The organism is Pontixanthobacter sp. CEM42, from assembly GCF_017812015.1.
Classification (GTDB): Bacteria; Pseudomonadota; Alphaproteobacteria; order Sphingomonadales; family Sphingomonadaceae; genus Pontixanthobacter.
Genome location: NZ_JADQTN010000001.1, coordinates 1,312,079 through 1,326,791, shown reverse-complemented (window position 1 = coordinate 1,326,791; position 14,713 = coordinate 1,312,079). Strand labels below are relative to the sequence as shown.

The following is a 14,713-nucleotide window of genomic DNA, read 5'->3' as shown; positions in this document are numbered from 1 at the left end:
GCGCCCGCTTCAAATTGTTTGGTACGAAAGAGGCTTAGGCAGCCATTTCTTTCTCGAGATTGGTCACAATCGCTTCGAAGAACTGCTCTGTAGTCAGCCAGTTCTGTTGTGGGCCGATCAGCAGGGCAAGGTCTTTGGTCATCTGGCCGTTCTCAACGGTTTCGATGCAGACACGCTCAAGCGTTTCAGCGAACTTCACAACTTCCGGTGTGTCATCGAATTTGCCGCGATACATCAGGCCGCGTGTCCATGCGAAGATTGAGGCGATCGGGTTGGTCGATGTCGCCTTGCCTTGCTCGTGTTGGCGGAAGTGACGGGTTACGGTGCCGTGTGCAGCTTCCGCTTCAACAGTCTTGCCGTCTGGTGTCATCAGAACCGAAGTCATCAGGCCGAGCGAGCCGAAGCCCTGTGCCACGATGTCCGACTGCACATCGCCATCATAGTTCTTACAGGCCCAAACGAACTTGCCGCTCCATTTAAGCGCCGCCGCGACCATGTCGTCGATCAGACGGTGCTCGTAAGTGATGCCAGCTTTCTCGAATGCGGCGGCATATTCGGCGTCGAACACTTCCTGGAACAGGTCCTTGAAGCGCCCATCATATTTTTTGAGGATGGTGTTCTTAGTCGACAGATAGACGGGCCACTTGCGGTCCAGACCATACTGGAAGCTGGCGCGGGCAAAGTCGCGGATCGAATCGTCCAAATTGTACATCGCCATCGCGACGCCAGGCTGTTCGAATTCGAACACGTCGAGATCGATGTTCTTGCCGTCGGCGCCTTCAAATACGAGGCGTAACTTACCGGCACCCGGGATCAATGTATCGGTCGCGCGATATTGGTCACCGAATGCGTGACGGCCAACGACGATGGGGTCGGTCCAGCCGGGAACTAGGCGCGGGACGTTGTCAATTACGATAGGCTCACGGAACACAACACCGCCGAGGATGTTGCGGATCGTACCGTTGGGCGAACGCCACATTTTCTTGAGGTCGAACTCTTCAACGCGCGCTTCGTCCGGTGTGATGGTTGCGCATTTTACGCCGACGCCGTGCTCCTTGATCGCATTGGCTGCGTCCACGGTGATTTGGTCATCGGTTTCGTCGCGCTTTTCAATCGACAGATCGTAATATTTCAGATCAACATCGAGGTAAGGCAGGATCAGTCGTTCGCGGATCCACTGCCAGATAATCTTGGTCATTTCATCGCCGTCGAGTTCGACAACGGGGTTCTTCACGGTGATTTTCGCCATGGGGAATTTTGCCTCTGTTTTGGGCCTGCGTTTAGGGTGTGAGCGCGCTTTAGCAGAGGGGAGCGTAGAGGCAAGGTGGGTATGACCCAAAAGCAAAAAGGCGCCGCAATCGCGACGCCTTTTGGAAGGATGGTGGGCGTAGGAAGAGTTGAACTTCCGACCCCTGCAATGTCAATACAGTGCTCTACCACTGAGCTATACGCCCGCACCATCTTATCGCTGTCGAAACAGCAGGAGCGCCCTCTAGCGCTGGTCAATCAGCCGCGCAAGAGGGTGATTGCTCTGGAAGCGATTAAAGGCTCGCTTGCGCCTGATCTTCGAAAACGCGTTCCACTTCGAGTACGAGATCGCGCAGGTGGAACGGCTTGGACAGCACCTTGGCGGTCGGCTGTTCACGGCTTGCCTTAAGAGTGACCGCAGCGAATCCGGTGATGAACATCACTTTGGTCGCCGGGCTAACTTCGTTGCAGCGCTGTGCCAGCTCGATCCCGTCCATTTCAGGCATGACAATGTCCGAAAGGAGCAGATCGAAATGCTCCGCCTCCAGTAGAGGAACCGCTTCGGTCCCACGGTCGACAGAAACGACCTCATAGCCGGCTTTTTCGAGAGCGCGCGCCAGATAGGTGCGCATGGCTTCTTCATCCTCGGCCAAAAGGATACGTAGGGCTGCTGATTCCGTCATGCGAAGCCTCTTAGGCTGATTGACTTAAGAAATCCCTCGCTTTGTGACAGTTGGCCAGCTTTGACACAGCAATGTTTTGACTCGTCAACGCAGAGCGTTCAGCAAAGGCGTTAATGACGCAGGCTAACGACGATCATGGCGAAAGGCGCTTGGAAGAGGGCGGAATCATACCCGGCACCCGCAAGCCGGCATATTCGCTCAAGCTGCCTGACGATCTACCGATTCCCGTGCTAATCGCGGTACCGCACGCAGGCAGGGTCTATCCTGAGAGTTTGGCCAAGCGGATGCGCCGCCCCGACTATTCATCAATTCGACTGGAGGATCGACACGTCGATCAACTGGCATCGCTAGTGGCGCGGCAGACGGGGGCGGGATTACTGGTTGCGCATGCCCCGCGCGCGATGCTCGACCTGAACAGAGCCACCGACGATGTCGATTGGGACATGATCACCAATTCTAGGCCCGATGGTGTGCGGCATTCTCTGGCCAATCGCCGAGCGCGGAGCGGCCTAGGTTTGATTCCGCGTCGTTTACCCGGCTTGGGAGAAATTTGGTCAGGAATGACATCGCAGGTCGAACTGGATGCGCGAATCCGGCAAGTGCATGTCCCGTATCATTCCGCGCTGTCCGCTGCTTTGCAAACAATGCGCGATCAGTGGGGGGCGGCGCTGCTGCTCGATTTCCACTCGATGCCGCCGCTCAAGAAAGCCAATCGTGACGATCTACCCGCGCAGTTTGTGCTCGGTGACAGGTTCGGGGCGTCCGCGAGCGACCGGTTGGTGGCCAGCGCTTTGCAGAAACTCTCTGATGATGGCGCGAGAGTTGCCCATAACCGCCCCTATGCGGGCGGATATGTGTTGGACCGTCATGCTGCGCCCGCGCGGTCGATTCATGCGATCCAGTTGGAAATCTGCCGCTCGCTCTACCTGGAAAACGATATGTCGACGCTTTCGGCTGAGATCGCCGGTTTGAGCCAGCGCTTAGCCGGATTGGTGCGAGTGATTGGCGAAGAAGTCGCAGCGCTGGGCCGAACGCGCAATCAGCCACTCGCTGCCGAGTAAGCTAAGATTTTCATGAAAAGAGCCACCTCGCGCAAATGCACGAGGTGGCCAAGGTTCAGGGAGGTGGCGCGCAATGCGCGCCTGTCCGGCCAGCTATGAGGGGGAGTGCTGTCCGGACCCTATAAAAATAAGGCGGCGGCAAGGGTCTTTCAACCCCAACCGCCGCCAATATTGTTCGGTTTACCGCCGTTTATGCGGCAGGCGCGTCAGCCGGTTTTGGTGCGGTGCCTTGCTGTACCTGACGGGCAAAGATGGTGCGCATCAGGTCCAGCGACATCATGTGCGCATAGATCAGTGCGAGCATGCCATTTTGGTTCCAGTCGCGCAGTACGTCACCGCGAACTTCTTTCAGCTTTTCCTGATCAATCATCTGGAAGCCGCGATAAACAAACGGTTTATCTGGATCGTCATTTTGCGAAATGGCGATTTCACCGTCCATCAGCAACTCGTGCTTTTGAAGCTCGTCAATGAACGCCTTGGTGCGTTGACCGGCGCCTTCGAAATGCTCGCAGAAATCGAGAATGTTCTGTGTCGCTTCGGTAGCCTTGCCATCTTTGTCGAACAGTTCCTGACCGTCATCGAATTCGCCGACCGTACCGGCAGTTGGATCGAAGCAGAGCGAAAGATCGTCACCTTCAGGCGTCAGTTTGGCGAGCATGAAGGGATAGCGGCGCACATATGCGGGCAAATAGACCGGATCGTTGATCTTGCCTTTGTCATCAACAAATGTGTTCACGCCTTCATTTAGGCCCATCAAAGCCAGTGGAAGCGGGTTGTCACCCGAGGAGAAAATGATCGGGAAATCGCGTGCAGTCTGAACGAACTCGTCAACCGTCAGAGGAATCGCGTGTTGACCGATTAGCCATTCAGCGGAATCGCTGCTCTTGGTCTTCCAAGTCGCGTGGTCGCGGCTGTTAAGCGGCATGAGGTCTTTGTAAAACAAGGGCAATTGAGGTTGCGGCGCGCTCGCCATGGATTATCTCCGGTTCGTCTTAAGTAGAATATCGGTGCGGCAGGCGCTGGCGCGTCCCCCGCGTGAAGCGCGCGCTTTACGGGTAGAATGCGCGCGAAGCAAGTATGACAGTTCGATGATGCTGGTGGATGACCACCGATTGCTATTCCGGCGGGACCAGCTTGCCGGGATTGAACAATCCTTTGGGATCGAGCGCTTGCTTTACACTGCGCATCATTGAGAGGGCTGCCGGATCGCCCAACCGGCCCAACTCGGCGACCTTCATCTGGCCGATGCCGTGCTCCGCGCTGATCGAGCCTCCCCATTCAGTGACAAGGTCATGCACGAAGCCACTGATTTCTTTGCCTTCCGCGACTTCCCATTCGCCGGCCGTTGCATTTTTGGGGGCGAGCACATGGAAATGCACGTTGCCGTCGCCAAGGTGTCCGAATGCAATGGCCGTGCTACTTGGAAAGCGGTTCTCCACGGCTGGAACAGCAGCCTCGACAAACTGCGCCATCCGATCAACGGCTACGGAGATATCGTGCTGCATCGCGGGGCCAATCGCGCGTTCCGCAGGAGAAATCGAATCGCGCAATAGCCAGAACGCTTCCGCCTGCGACTCGTTTGCCGCGATTGTTGCGTCCTCGATCAATTCCGTATCGAGCGCTTTTTCGAGCATCGCTTCGGCAAGCGGGGTGATTGTTTCGACTGTGTCCTCATTCCCGACAAGCTCGATCAGGGCATTCCAAGGATGTGCTCCATTTAGCGGCGAGCGCACATCAGGCAGATGATCAAGCACTGCCGCCAGGCAATGCGCGGGCAAGACTTCAAATCCTTCCAGATGGTCACCGGCGATTCTCTGACAGTGCAGCAGGAACTGGCGGGCATGGATGATTGATGGCAGACCAGCCCAAATCACAGTGCGACCGGCAATTTCTGGCAACAGGCGTAGCGTTGCGGCGGTCACAATGCCCAGTGTGCCTTCCGACCCGATCAGCAATTGTTTGAGATCGAACCCGCGATTGTCTTTCTTCAGCGGCGTCAGCGCATTGAACACTTGGCCGTCGGGTAAGACTGCTTCCAGCCCGATGACCTGTGCGCGCATCGTGCCATGCCGCAGCACTTGTGTTCCGCCAGCATTGGTAGAGATCAACCCGCCAATGGTCGCAGAACCCTTGCCGCCCAACGTCAGCGGAAAGCGAAGACGTGCAGCTTCTGCCGTGTCGTGCAATGTCTGCAGGATCACGCCAGCATCGCAGGTTACGGTCTTTTCGTCCTTATCGAGTGCACGTATTGTATTCATCCGCCGCAGCGAAAGAACAATTGCCGTGCCGCTATCATCGGGCGTCGCGCCGCCGGACATTCCGCTATTTCCGCCTTGCGGTACGATAGCGACATCATGCTCGGAACATAGTTTCACCAGAGCGGCAACATCGCCGGTTGAAGCGGGCGAGGCGAGCCCCATCGCCGTACCGGTGTAACGTCCGCGCCAATCGGTCAGCCATGGCGAAACCATCTCGGGATCGCTGGTGAATCCGCGCGGACCCAACAGCTGCGATGCTTGCTCGACAAATTCCGGCTTCTGCGTCATGCGCGCTCTATGGCACATCCTGATCGGCTTTCGCCACCACTTGCAGGATTTTGCAGATCAATTAAGCCGACATTCAACCTATGCCGTTAGGAGAGGCCGCTTGATAGAGCTGCGACTGTGCTTTTTGCAATGAAAAGCCGCGCCGCTTGGGGAATGTGAACGCGTCTGATCATGCCGACTTTTGGAGCCTTGCTCGCGCCGCTGGCGCTGCTGTTGCCTGCCCCTTCGGCGGACGAAGCTCCAGCTGTCGCAATTCCGATGTCCGCCGAGCTGGCCGCTAAGCCAGCTGACGAACCCGCGCTGCCGGTTCGCATTTGGCTGACCACGCTCAATCCCGAAAGCGGTAAGGTCCAATTTCAAGTCCGCATCGAACGCCGGCTGATTATCCGTGTTTCGCCGCGCCGTCCTGTGACTCGGGAAAATCTGAATGCGGAAACGCCCCGAGCTCCACGGCAGACTCGTGTGGTCGAAAAGAAGATGGGCAAATGCGTGAAGATGCAGGACATCGCTGGTGTTCAATCGACCCGCGACAACCGCCTGATGCTTTATATGCAGGACCAACGCATCATCGCCGCAAACCTAGAGAAAGCCTGCTCCGCACGTGATTTCTATTCCGGTTTTTACATCGAGCCGAGCAAGGATGGAAATCTGTGCATCCAGCGCGATAAATTGCAAACGCGCACAGGCGTAAAATGCAAACTTAGCGAGCTTCGACAGGTGGTTCGCGAGCCGATCTGACCCAGCGAACGGCTTCTGCCCGCAGAACTGTGCCCTAATTGTCGCGCTTTCGCGCTTCTACCCACGGGCGAATTCTTGACTTTTTGACGGTGTGCCCGCAGAGGCAGCACCGATTTTACGGACAGGCAATGGGCCTGTGCGCAATCGGGCAAGCCACCATGGTGACGCCCCCATTTACCGGATACTCTATGAAATTTGCCGATCTCGGCCTCTCCGAAGACCTTCTGAAAGCGGTTGATGCCGCAGGTTACACCGAACCCACACCGATCCAGGCGGAAGCAATTCCCGCTGTACTGATGATGAAAGATCTCATCGGGATCGCGCAAACGGGTACGGGCAAGACCGCCAGCTTTGTGCTCCCGATGATTGATGTGATGGCCGCGGGCCGTCGCCGTGCGCTGATGCCGCGTTCGCTTATTCTCGAACCGACGCGCGAACTCGCGGCGCAGGTTGCGGAGAATTTTGAGAAGTATGGCGCGAACCATGACCTCAAAATGGCGCTGCTTATTGGCGGCGTGCAAATGGGTGACCAGCTCAAAGCGTTGAATGAAGGCGTTGACGTGCTGATCGCCACGCCAGGGCGTTTGATGGATCTGTTCGAGCGCGGGAAGATCCTGCTCAGCGGGTGCGAATTGCTCGTTATCGATGAAGCGGACCGGATGCTCGATATGGGCTTCATTCCTGACATCGAATTTATCTGTGAGAAGCTGCCTGAAAATCGGCAAACTATGCTGTTCTCGGCCACTATGCCGCCAGTGATTAAGAAGCTCGCAGACAAATTCCTCAGCAATCCCAAACAGATCGAAGTCAGCCGTGCTGCAAGCACCAACGACAACATCACCGCATTCAAGATCAACGTTGAACAACGCAAGAAGCGCGAGACGCTGGAATGGTTGCTCGGCAATGACCACGTTGAAACCGCGATCGTTTTCTCCAACAAGAAGACGACCGTGCGTCAGCTCAACAAGGACCTGCAACGCAGCGGCTTTAAGAGTGGCGAGATTCACGGCGATATCGACCAGAACACACGCCAGAAGGAGCTGGAACGCTTCAAATCGGGCGACATTAATATTCTGGTTGCATCCGATGTTGCCGCACGCGGGCTCGACATCAAAGGTGTTAGCCACGTCTTTAACTATGACACGCCGTGGCACCCCGATGATTATGTCCACCGCATCGGCCGCACAGGTCGGGCAGGGGCCAAGGGCCGTGCCTTCACTTTTGTGACCAAAGCGGACGCCGAAGCGATCGGCAACGTTGAGAAGTTGACCAAGAGCAAGATCGACGTATTCGGCAAGGACGATGTCCGCGTCGAGCTGAAAGATGCACCCAAGCCTCCGCCGAAGCCGAAACCAAAAAAGGATGATGTTGGTGCGCCGAAGAAAGTCCGTGAAGACAAGTCGGAGCGCGACCAAAAGCCTGCGAAAGAGCCCAAAGCGCCTGAGCAGGACAAGCCAAAAAGGGCGCCTAAGAAGGACGTCAAACAGGACCGCGCGGACAAGCCAAAGCAGCCACGCAAACGCCGCGATGAGGACAGCGAGCCAGTTCCACCAGGGGAATGGAATGGCCCGCAACCTGGTTTCCTGGGCGTCGGTTTCAAGAAGTAATCTGGCAACCGGCTTCAACGAATGTACCCAAGCCAGACAGCTCCTGAACGCTACGCCGACCTGACCGTTCACGCGATCAGCTTGATCGGCTTTTGCATCGCGGGTGTTTTTCTACTGCCTTTATCCGCTGTGCATAGAGACATTGCGCTCCTGACCGTGACCGGAATTTACGTGATCACCATCTTGGCATCGATCAGTATCTCGGGCCTATATCACTTGTCACCGCGCCATCACTTGCGGAAAGTGCTCCAGCGCTGGGACCACGCGGCGATCTATACGTTGATCGCCGGGACATTCAGTCCGTTACTGGTGATCGCAGGTACAACCAGTGCCTATGTGATCCTGACCGTCGTGTGGGCGCTCGCATTTGCAGGGGTGTGGTTCAAAGTCTTTGCCAAGAATATCGAGACGCGCTGGTCGCTTGCATCGTATCTGGGGCTGGGGTGGTTTGGACTGTTCGCGCTGCCGGATTTCTGGTCGACGCTTCCGACGCCAGCGTTGGTTGCGCTGCTCGCTGGCGGGATATTCTACACGGTCGGCACGCTGTTCTATAAGAGTAAAGGCATGAGCTTCCGCTATCCGATCTGGCACACTTTCGGAATGCTGGGCGGGGCGTCGTTCTTCGTCGCGATCTGGATTAGTTTAACTGGATGATCGTGCCGCATGAAAGACAAGCTTCGAGCCATTTGGGCCGATGCTCTTTTACCTAGACCAAGCTGATCAATTTGCACACGTTGACGTGCCCTTCCCTCGTGTGTAGCCGTATTGCTACGGCAATACACATGTGAGGGATGAAGATAATGAAAAAGTATCAACTTCTAACAGCGGCGGCGTTAGCGTTCATGGCAGCAACTGCGGCGAGGGCAGACGATAACGCATCTTCTCCGCCAAAGATCGAACCGGAGTTGATTGAATTTTCATCCGCTGGTTTCGCAGGGGCCGGGGCCGAGATGTTACGTGCCGAACTGGCGGATGCCCAGTTCATTGGAATTGGCGAAGATCATGGATATGCGGACGCACCAGCGCTTGTCGCTGCATTTGCTCGCGAGGGTAAGCCGCACGGGTTCGATTACTACGCTATAGAAGTCGGTCCGTATTCTGCGGCCTGGTTGCGCGAAAAACTGCGTTCGGGCGGTATCGAAGGTTACGCGCAAGCGCTGAAAGGGCGTCCGCTAGCAATCCCATTCCTCAATTTTCGTGAAGAAGCCGAAGTTGCGGCGATGTTCACTGCTGATGGTCAGCTATGGGGAATTGATCAGGAATTTATTGGTTCGCCATTGATCCATCTAGAATGGTTGGCACAGCGCGCTGGATCGAATGGCGATCTCGTGCATGCGTTAATGGAGAAGGAACAAGAAGCATTTGCGACGGGCAATCAACCCGCAGTGTTCATGGCGACTGCTGACAACGACCGCTGGACGCAGTTGCGCGAGATCTTTGAAGCCGATGAAGAAGCATTGGTGGTGATAGGTGAGCTGGAGCGTAGCCAAGCCATCTACCGTTCCAACTTTGCAGGACGTGGCCTAGACAACAACCTCGACCGTGTTGGGCTTATTCGTGAGTATTTCCTCTCTTCCTATTCAAAGGCAGAGGCTAAAGACAAGGCACCGCCAAAAGTCATCTTCAAAATGGGCGCAGTTCATGTCGGTCATGCGACTTCGCCGATGTCGACGTTTGATATTGGCTCGCTCGTGGAAGGTATGGCTGCAGCAAATGGCATGGACGCGCTGCACATCGCATATCTTCCCGTTGGCGGTGAGCAGATGGCAATCCGCCCGTCGCCCGATGGCGCATTCTCTGTTAAACCCACAAGCCGGGGTGATAGGCTGCGCTCTTCGCTCGAAGCTGCCGGTGTTAATATGGCGGCGTTGGATGATAGCGATGGGCATTTCGTGATTCCGTTGGAACCGGTTCGCCGCAGCATGGGGAATAAGGGGCTTAGCGAGGCAGACGATATGTTTCGCTTCCTCGTCTTGGGCTTCGATTATCTGGTTACCACCAAGGCTGGCAAGCCTGCCACCCCGCTGGCAACCGAATAGAAGATCAACGGCATGAGCAGGGCGGCTGTGCCGTCCTGCCAATGTCACCCCTCCGCAACGCTCACAAAGCTATCAATTACCCGCTTCGTGCCTGCTTGCTCGAAGTTGATTTCTAGCTTGTTGCCTTCTTGGCTCATCACAGTTCCGTAACCGAATTTGTCGTGGAATACGCGCGCACCTAGTGCGATGTCAGCGCGGGGTTTGGCGGCGAAGCTGGCGGCGCTGCGGTGATTTTCTTTCACTCGGTTCGGTGCAGTATTGTAGGTGCTGCCAAGCGCGCGTTGAAAGCCCGGACCGCGTGTGTCGCTACGGGCCTTGCTGACATGCGCGAAGGGATCGTCGCTTTCGGACCAATTGGCGCGCCACAGCGATGCGCCGCCCGACATTGTAGTTTCCTGATCGATGTAGTCATCAGGAAGTTCCTCGATAAAGCGGCTGGGAATGGAGCTGTTCCATTGGCCGTAAATCCGGCGATTGGCGGCGTGTAGGATGGTGCAGCGCTTGCGTGCGCGGGTGATCGCAACATAGGCGAGGCGGCGTTCTTCTTCGAGGCTGGCAAGTCCACCTTCGTCGAGCGAACGTTGTGAGGGAAACACACCTTCCTCCCAGCCGGGCAGGAACACATTGTTGAATTCCAGCCCCTTGGCGCCGTGCATGGTCATGATGGTGATCTTCTCTCCATCATCGCGCGAGTCATTGTCCATGACCAGCGAGACATGCTCGAGGAAATCACCCAGCGTTTCATATTCTTCCATGGCACGGGCGAGTTCGGACAGGTTTTCTATCCGACCAGCGGCCTCGGGTGTTTTCTCGGCCTCCAGCATTGCGGAATAGCCGCATTCGTCGAGGACGGTGCGAAGCAATTCGGCGGGTGTGACTTGTGGTTCCATCTCCCGCCAGCGGATAAAGTCGCGCATCAGTGCTGCGATGGTGTTGCCCGCACGTTTGGGCAGCTCGTCACTGTCCGCCAATTGCAGTGACGCAGCGGCCAGCGGCATTCCTGCCGCGCGCGCATATTGGTGCATCTTCTCTAGCGTTTTTGCACCCAGGCCACGTTTCGGTTGATTGTAGATCCGTTCAAATGCCAGATCGTCTTGTGGCTGGGCAATTACGCGTAGATAGGCAAGGGCATCGCGGATTTCGGCGCGCTCGTAGAAACGGAAGCCGCCCACAATCCGGTAATTGAGGCCGATCTGGATAAAGCGATCCTCAAATTCTCGCGTCTGATATTGCGCGCGGATCAGGACCGCAATTTCATCCAGCGGAGCGCCTTCGCTCTCCAGCCGTTCGATTTCTTCGCCCACGCGGCGCGCTTCCTCGGGGGCGTCCCACACGCCAACGATACGAACTTTGTCGCCCTTTGGGTGCTCGGTCCAAAGCTCTTTGCCGAGCCGCTGGCTGTTGGCATTGATCAGGCCGGAGGCGGCGGCGAGTATCTCCGGCGTCGAGCGGTAATTCTGTTCCAACCGGACGACTTTGGCGCCGGGGAAGTCCTTTTCGAACTTCAGGATATTGGCGACTTCTGCGCCGCGCCATGAATAGATCGACTGGTCATCATCGCCGACCACACAGATATTTTTGCGCTCCTGCGCGAGCAAACGGAGCCATAGATATTGGACCTGATTGGTGTCCTGATACTCGTCCACCAAGATGTACTTGAAGCGCTTTTGGTACTGCCCCAGCACCTCGCGGTGTTTGCGGAAGATGTTGAGCACATGGAGCAGCAGATCGCCGAAATCGCAGGCGTTGAGTGCTTTCAACCGTTCCTGATAAGTGCGGTAGAATTCCTGACCACGCCCATTGGCGTAGCTTTCATTCTCCGTCGCATCGAGATCATCGGGGTTCAGCCCGCGATTCTTCCACCGGTCGATCAGGCTCGCCAATTGACGCGATGGCCAACGCTTCTCGTCCAATTCGGCATCACGGATGAGCTGTTTGAGCAAGCGCAACTGATCGTCGGTATCAATGATCGTGTAATTGCTTTGCAGTCCAACCAACTCGGCATGACGGCGCAGCATCTTGGCTCCGATCGAGTGGAAGGTACCGAGCCACGGCATACTCTCAACCGCGTCGCCGATATGTCCGCCAACGCGTTCGCGCATTTCGCGCGCCGCTTTGTTGGTGAAGGTGACACACAGGATCTCGCTCGGCCATGCTTTGCGCATCGCCACCAGATGCGCGAGGCGAGCGGTGAGTGCAGCGGTCTTGCCCGTGCCCGCACCCGCCAGCATCAACACTGGCCCTTCGGTCGTCAGCACAGCGTCTTTTTGCGGCGCGTTTAACCGCGCGGCATAGGCGGGAATATCGCTATCATTGTGAGCAGGGGGTTGAGAAATCGGATCATCCATGAGAGTGTGAACAGTTAGGGAACAAAACCGGTGACTGCAAGCGGTTCCGGCGGGTTGGAAGAGGAGGATGCAATGCTTAAAGGTGGCTGTCAGTGCGGAGCGATCCGCTATGAATTATCAGGTGAACCGATGCACCACGCATTGTGCCATTGCAATGATTGTCGCAATTCCGCGGGCGCGCCAATGGTCGGTTGGGCGATGTATCGGGAAGATGCGCTATCGGTCGAGGGATCACCCAAGACCTACAAATCGTCCGAACATGGTCGCCGGTCTTTCTGCCCTGATTGCGGGACGGGGTTGTTCTATCGCAATGCCGAGAACTTGCCCGGCATCGTTGATATTCAATCTGGTTCCTTCGATGATCCCAATGCGCTTCCGGCCCAGTCGCATATTCAGACGGCGGAGCGACTCGAATGGATGAAGACCATTCACGAACTTCCTGAATTTGAGAGATTTCCCGGCGGTTGATGAAACCGGTGCCAGCCAACGCAATCTATTCGCTTTAACCGGTTTTGTGCACAATCGTCGCTTTGACGAGGCTGGTTTGCGCCTAGTTGCGACACCTGCTGTTGCCCTCCGAATACCTGTCCAGCACATAGAGATCACCTTGAAAGAGGTAGGGTCGCGTTCGTCACGCACGGTACTTCAAAGGAGAATACCATGCGTAAATACACCCTCTCTGCCACCTGTGCTTCTGGCGCGTTGTTGGCATTTTTATCACCGCCGTTATTGGCGCAAGATCAAGCGCCGCCCCCACCGGGCGAGGAAGCTCCGGCTATGCCCGAGCAGCCTCCGCATCAATTGACACCGGACGAGCAAGCCGTGTTTGACGGATGGTCACCCGAACAACAGACGAGCTATGCCGCCTGGCCGGGCGATGTGCAGACTTACTACTGGAGCTTACCAGTTCCGCGTCAGGAAATGTTCTGGCGGCTAACCGATAATGACAAGATTGCCCTCGCGAAGATGGAGCCTGTGGATCAGGCTGCCGCTTGGGAGATGGTAGAGAAGCGCCTGCAAGATGATGCAGGGGCGGCGCCGAAACCGTCAGACGAGATGCCCGCCGGGTCGTAACCGAGGGCTAACTGTCGGCCGCCGCGTTGTCTCCTGGTCCTTCCTCGGAAAGACGGAGCAGATGAAGCTTCGCTTTCCCGACGCGGCGGTCGGCCACTACTTCCAGTTTCCGGATTGAGATGTCTTGGGTTGCGCTCGTTTCGAGCGCGATCCATGTTGCCGGACCGATCCAGCCAAGCCGGTTCATCTTGTCGAGCGCGACCGAGCCTGCGCCGGTTTCGTATGGTGGATCGAGCAGGATCAAATCGAGTGGCTGTTTGGCTGGGCCGAGTCCCATCGCCGATCCCGCACGAACATCGCTGCGTGCACGTGCATCGAATGTCGCGATATTGGCGCGAATGCTTTTCAGTGCATATTCTTCCTGCTCAACGAACAGGCAGTGACCCGCACCGCGCGACAGAGCCTCAAGCCCGAGCGCACCCGAACCAGCGAACAAATCCGCTACCGACAAACCTTCAAACGTCCCCAGACGGCTGGTGAGCATACTAAATAGCGTTTCGCGTGTGCGATCACCGGTTGGACGCGTCGCATCACCCTTGGGCGCGGTCAGCTTCCGACCGCGCCATTCTCCAGCGATAATTCTCATGGCTTCTTCTGCGCCCGCAGAGTTTGCTTGCGATAGCGCTCGACATCATTTTGCGGGACTTCAACCGCCAGACCGCGCTTAATATCGCCGAGTGTGAACGGGCCGTATTCGGTACGCATCAGACGGTTCACTTCCAGCCCGAGATATTCCAGCACATTACGCACTTCGCGGTTCTTGCCCTCGGTGATGGTCATTTCGATCCACTGGTTGCGGCCAGTTTTGCGTTCCATATTGGCGTTGATCGGGCCGTAGCGGACGCCCTCAATCGTTATGCCGTCCATTAGATCTTCGAGCTGGCTTTGCGTCACATCGCCGTAGGCCCGGGCGCGATAGGTGCGCGGGATAGCGTTGCTGGGGAGCTCCATCGCGCGTTTCAGTTCACCATCATTGGTCATCAGCAACAGACCCTCGGTATTAATGTCGAGGCGGCCAATCGGCATCACACGTGGTGCGTCTTTGGGCAGAGCATTGACCAGCGCGTCATAAATCGTGCCGCGCCCGCTGAAATCGCGTTCCGCCGTCAACAGACCGGCTGGTTTGTGGAAGCAGAAGATGCGCGCTGGTTGCGGTTTGCCAACGGGTTTGCCGTCAACCGTTACACCATTGAGGTTGGGGATGATGGTCGCGGGCGTATCCAACACCTTACCATCAATCGAAATCCGTCCGGCTTCGATCATCCGCTCGACTTCGCGGCGGCTGGCGACGCCCGCACGAGCCAGCAGTTTTGCGATACGCTCGCCGTCGGGGCGGCCTTCTTGGCGGGGTGGGTTTGTTGTCATGGCG

The 14,713-nt window shown here is 56.7% G+C and carries 14 protein-coding genes and 1 tRNA gene; 7 read left to right on the top strand and 8 right to left on the bottom strand.

Going from position 1 to position 14,713, the window contains the following annotated elements; all coding sequences use genetic code 11:
• Positions 1–34: 34 nt before the first annotated feature.
• The 3 genes from J9777_RS06365 to J9777_RS06355 form a co-directional block, all read right to left on the bottom strand.
• A complete protein-coding gene (locus tag J9777_RS06365; protein ID WP_209347901.1) occupies positions 35–1,249 on the bottom strand; it encodes an NADP-dependent isocitrate dehydrogenase in 1,215 nt (404 codons plus the stop codon).
• A 130-nt stretch (positions 1,250–1,379) separates the two neighbouring features.
• Positions 1,380–1,454: transfer RNA gene (locus tag J9777_RS06360), tRNA-Val, on the bottom strand.
• A gap of 87 nt (positions 1,455–1,541) precedes the next feature.
• Complete coding sequence (locus J9777_RS06355) at positions 1,542–1,931, bottom strand: response regulator (RefSeq protein ID WP_209347900.1); 390 nt, start codon at positions 1,929–1,931, stop codon at positions 1,542–1,544.
• A gap of 113 nt (positions 1,932–2,044) precedes the next feature.
• On the opposite strand from J9777_RS06355, the gene J9777_RS06350 reads away from it, so the two are divergent.
• Positions 2,045–2,992 carry an N-formylglutamate amidohydrolase gene (locus tag J9777_RS06350; RefSeq protein WP_209347899.1) on the top strand — a complete coding sequence of 316 codons (948 nt, stop codon included), beginning with the start codon at positions 2,045–2,047 and terminating at the stop codon, positions 2,990–2,992.
• Between the two features lie 190 nt (positions 2,993–3,182).
• Here the strand turns inward: J9777_RS06350 and J9777_RS06345 are convergent, their stop codons facing one another.
• Together J9777_RS06345 and J9777_RS06340 are read right to left on the bottom strand one after the other, a co-directional pair.
• The gene (locus J9777_RS06345) at positions 3,183–3,965 is read right to left on the bottom strand and encodes a SapC family protein (protein ID WP_209347898.1); all 783 of its coding nucleotides are present in this window, start codon (positions 3,963–3,965) and stop codon (positions 3,183–3,185) included.
• A 142-nt stretch (positions 3,966–4,107) separates the two neighbouring features.
• Entirely contained in the window at positions 4,108–5,538 is a 1,431-nt protein-coding gene (locus tag J9777_RS06340) for an FAD-binding oxidoreductase (protein ID WP_245228523.1), read from the bottom strand.
• Between the two features lie 171 nt (positions 5,539–5,709).
• Here J9777_RS06340 and J9777_RS06335 point away from each other — a divergent pair, with 171 nt between their 5' ends.
• From J9777_RS06335 to J9777_RS06320, 4 genes are all read left to right on the top strand, one after another.
• The gene (locus J9777_RS06335; protein ID WP_209347896.1) at positions 5,710–6,276 is read left to right on the top strand and encodes a hypothetical protein; all 567 of its coding nucleotides are present in this window, start codon (positions 5,710–5,712) and stop codon (positions 6,274–6,276) included.
• Positions 6,277–6,464: 188 nt separating this feature from the next.
• A complete protein-coding gene (locus J9777_RS06330) occupies positions 6,465–7,883 on the top strand; it encodes a DEAD/DEAH box helicase (protein ID WP_209348630.1) in 1,419 nt (472 codons plus the stop codon).
• Positions 7,884–7,904: 21 nt separating this feature from the next.
• On the top strand, positions 7,905–8,537 hold the full coding sequence (locus tag J9777_RS06325; protein WP_209347895.1) for a hemolysin III family protein: 633 nt from the start codon (positions 7,905–7,907) through the stop codon (positions 8,535–8,537).
• 146 nt (positions 8,538–8,683) lie between these two features.
• Positions 8,684–9,922 (top strand): hypothetical protein, encoded by a 1,239-nt coding sequence (locus tag J9777_RS06320; protein ID WP_209347894.1) that lies wholly within the window; start codon positions 8,684–8,686, stop codon positions 9,920–9,922.
• 44 nt (positions 9,923–9,966) lie between these two features.
• Here J9777_RS06320 and J9777_RS06315 read toward each other — a convergent pair whose 3' ends face one another.
• Positions 9,967–12,270, bottom strand: coding sequence for a UvrD-helicase domain-containing protein (locus J9777_RS06315; RefSeq protein WP_209347893.1), 2,304 nt, complete (start codon positions 12,268–12,270; stop codon positions 9,967–9,969).
• A 72-nt stretch (positions 12,271–12,342) separates the two neighbouring features.
• On the opposite strand from J9777_RS06315, the gene J9777_RS06310 reads away from it, so the two are divergent.
• On the top strand, positions 12,343–12,738 hold the full coding sequence (locus J9777_RS06310; protein WP_209348629.1) for a GFA family protein: 396 nt from the start codon (positions 12,343–12,345) through the stop codon (positions 12,736–12,738).
• A 192-nt stretch (positions 12,739–12,930) separates the two neighbouring features.
• Positions 12,931–13,344, top strand: a complete 414-nt coding sequence (locus tag J9777_RS06305; protein WP_209347892.1) for a hypothetical protein — start codon at positions 12,931–12,933, stop codon at positions 13,342–13,344.
• A gap of 7 nt (positions 13,345–13,351) precedes the next feature.
• Here the strand turns inward: J9777_RS06305 and rsmD are convergent, their stop codons facing one another.
• Positions 13,352–13,930 (bottom strand): 16S rRNA (guanine(966)-N(2))-methyltransferase RsmD, encoded by a 579-nt coding sequence (gene rsmD / locus J9777_RS06300; protein WP_209347891.1) that lies wholly within the window; start codon positions 13,928–13,930, stop codon positions 13,352–13,354.
• Complete coding sequence (locus J9777_RS06295; RefSeq protein ID WP_209347890.1) at positions 13,927–14,709, bottom strand: pseudouridine synthase; 783 nt, start codon at positions 14,707–14,709, stop codon at positions 13,927–13,929. Before J9777_RS06295 ends, rsmD begins: the two co-directional genes overlap by 4 nt.
• Between the last annotated feature and the right edge of the window lie 4 nt (positions 14,710–14,713).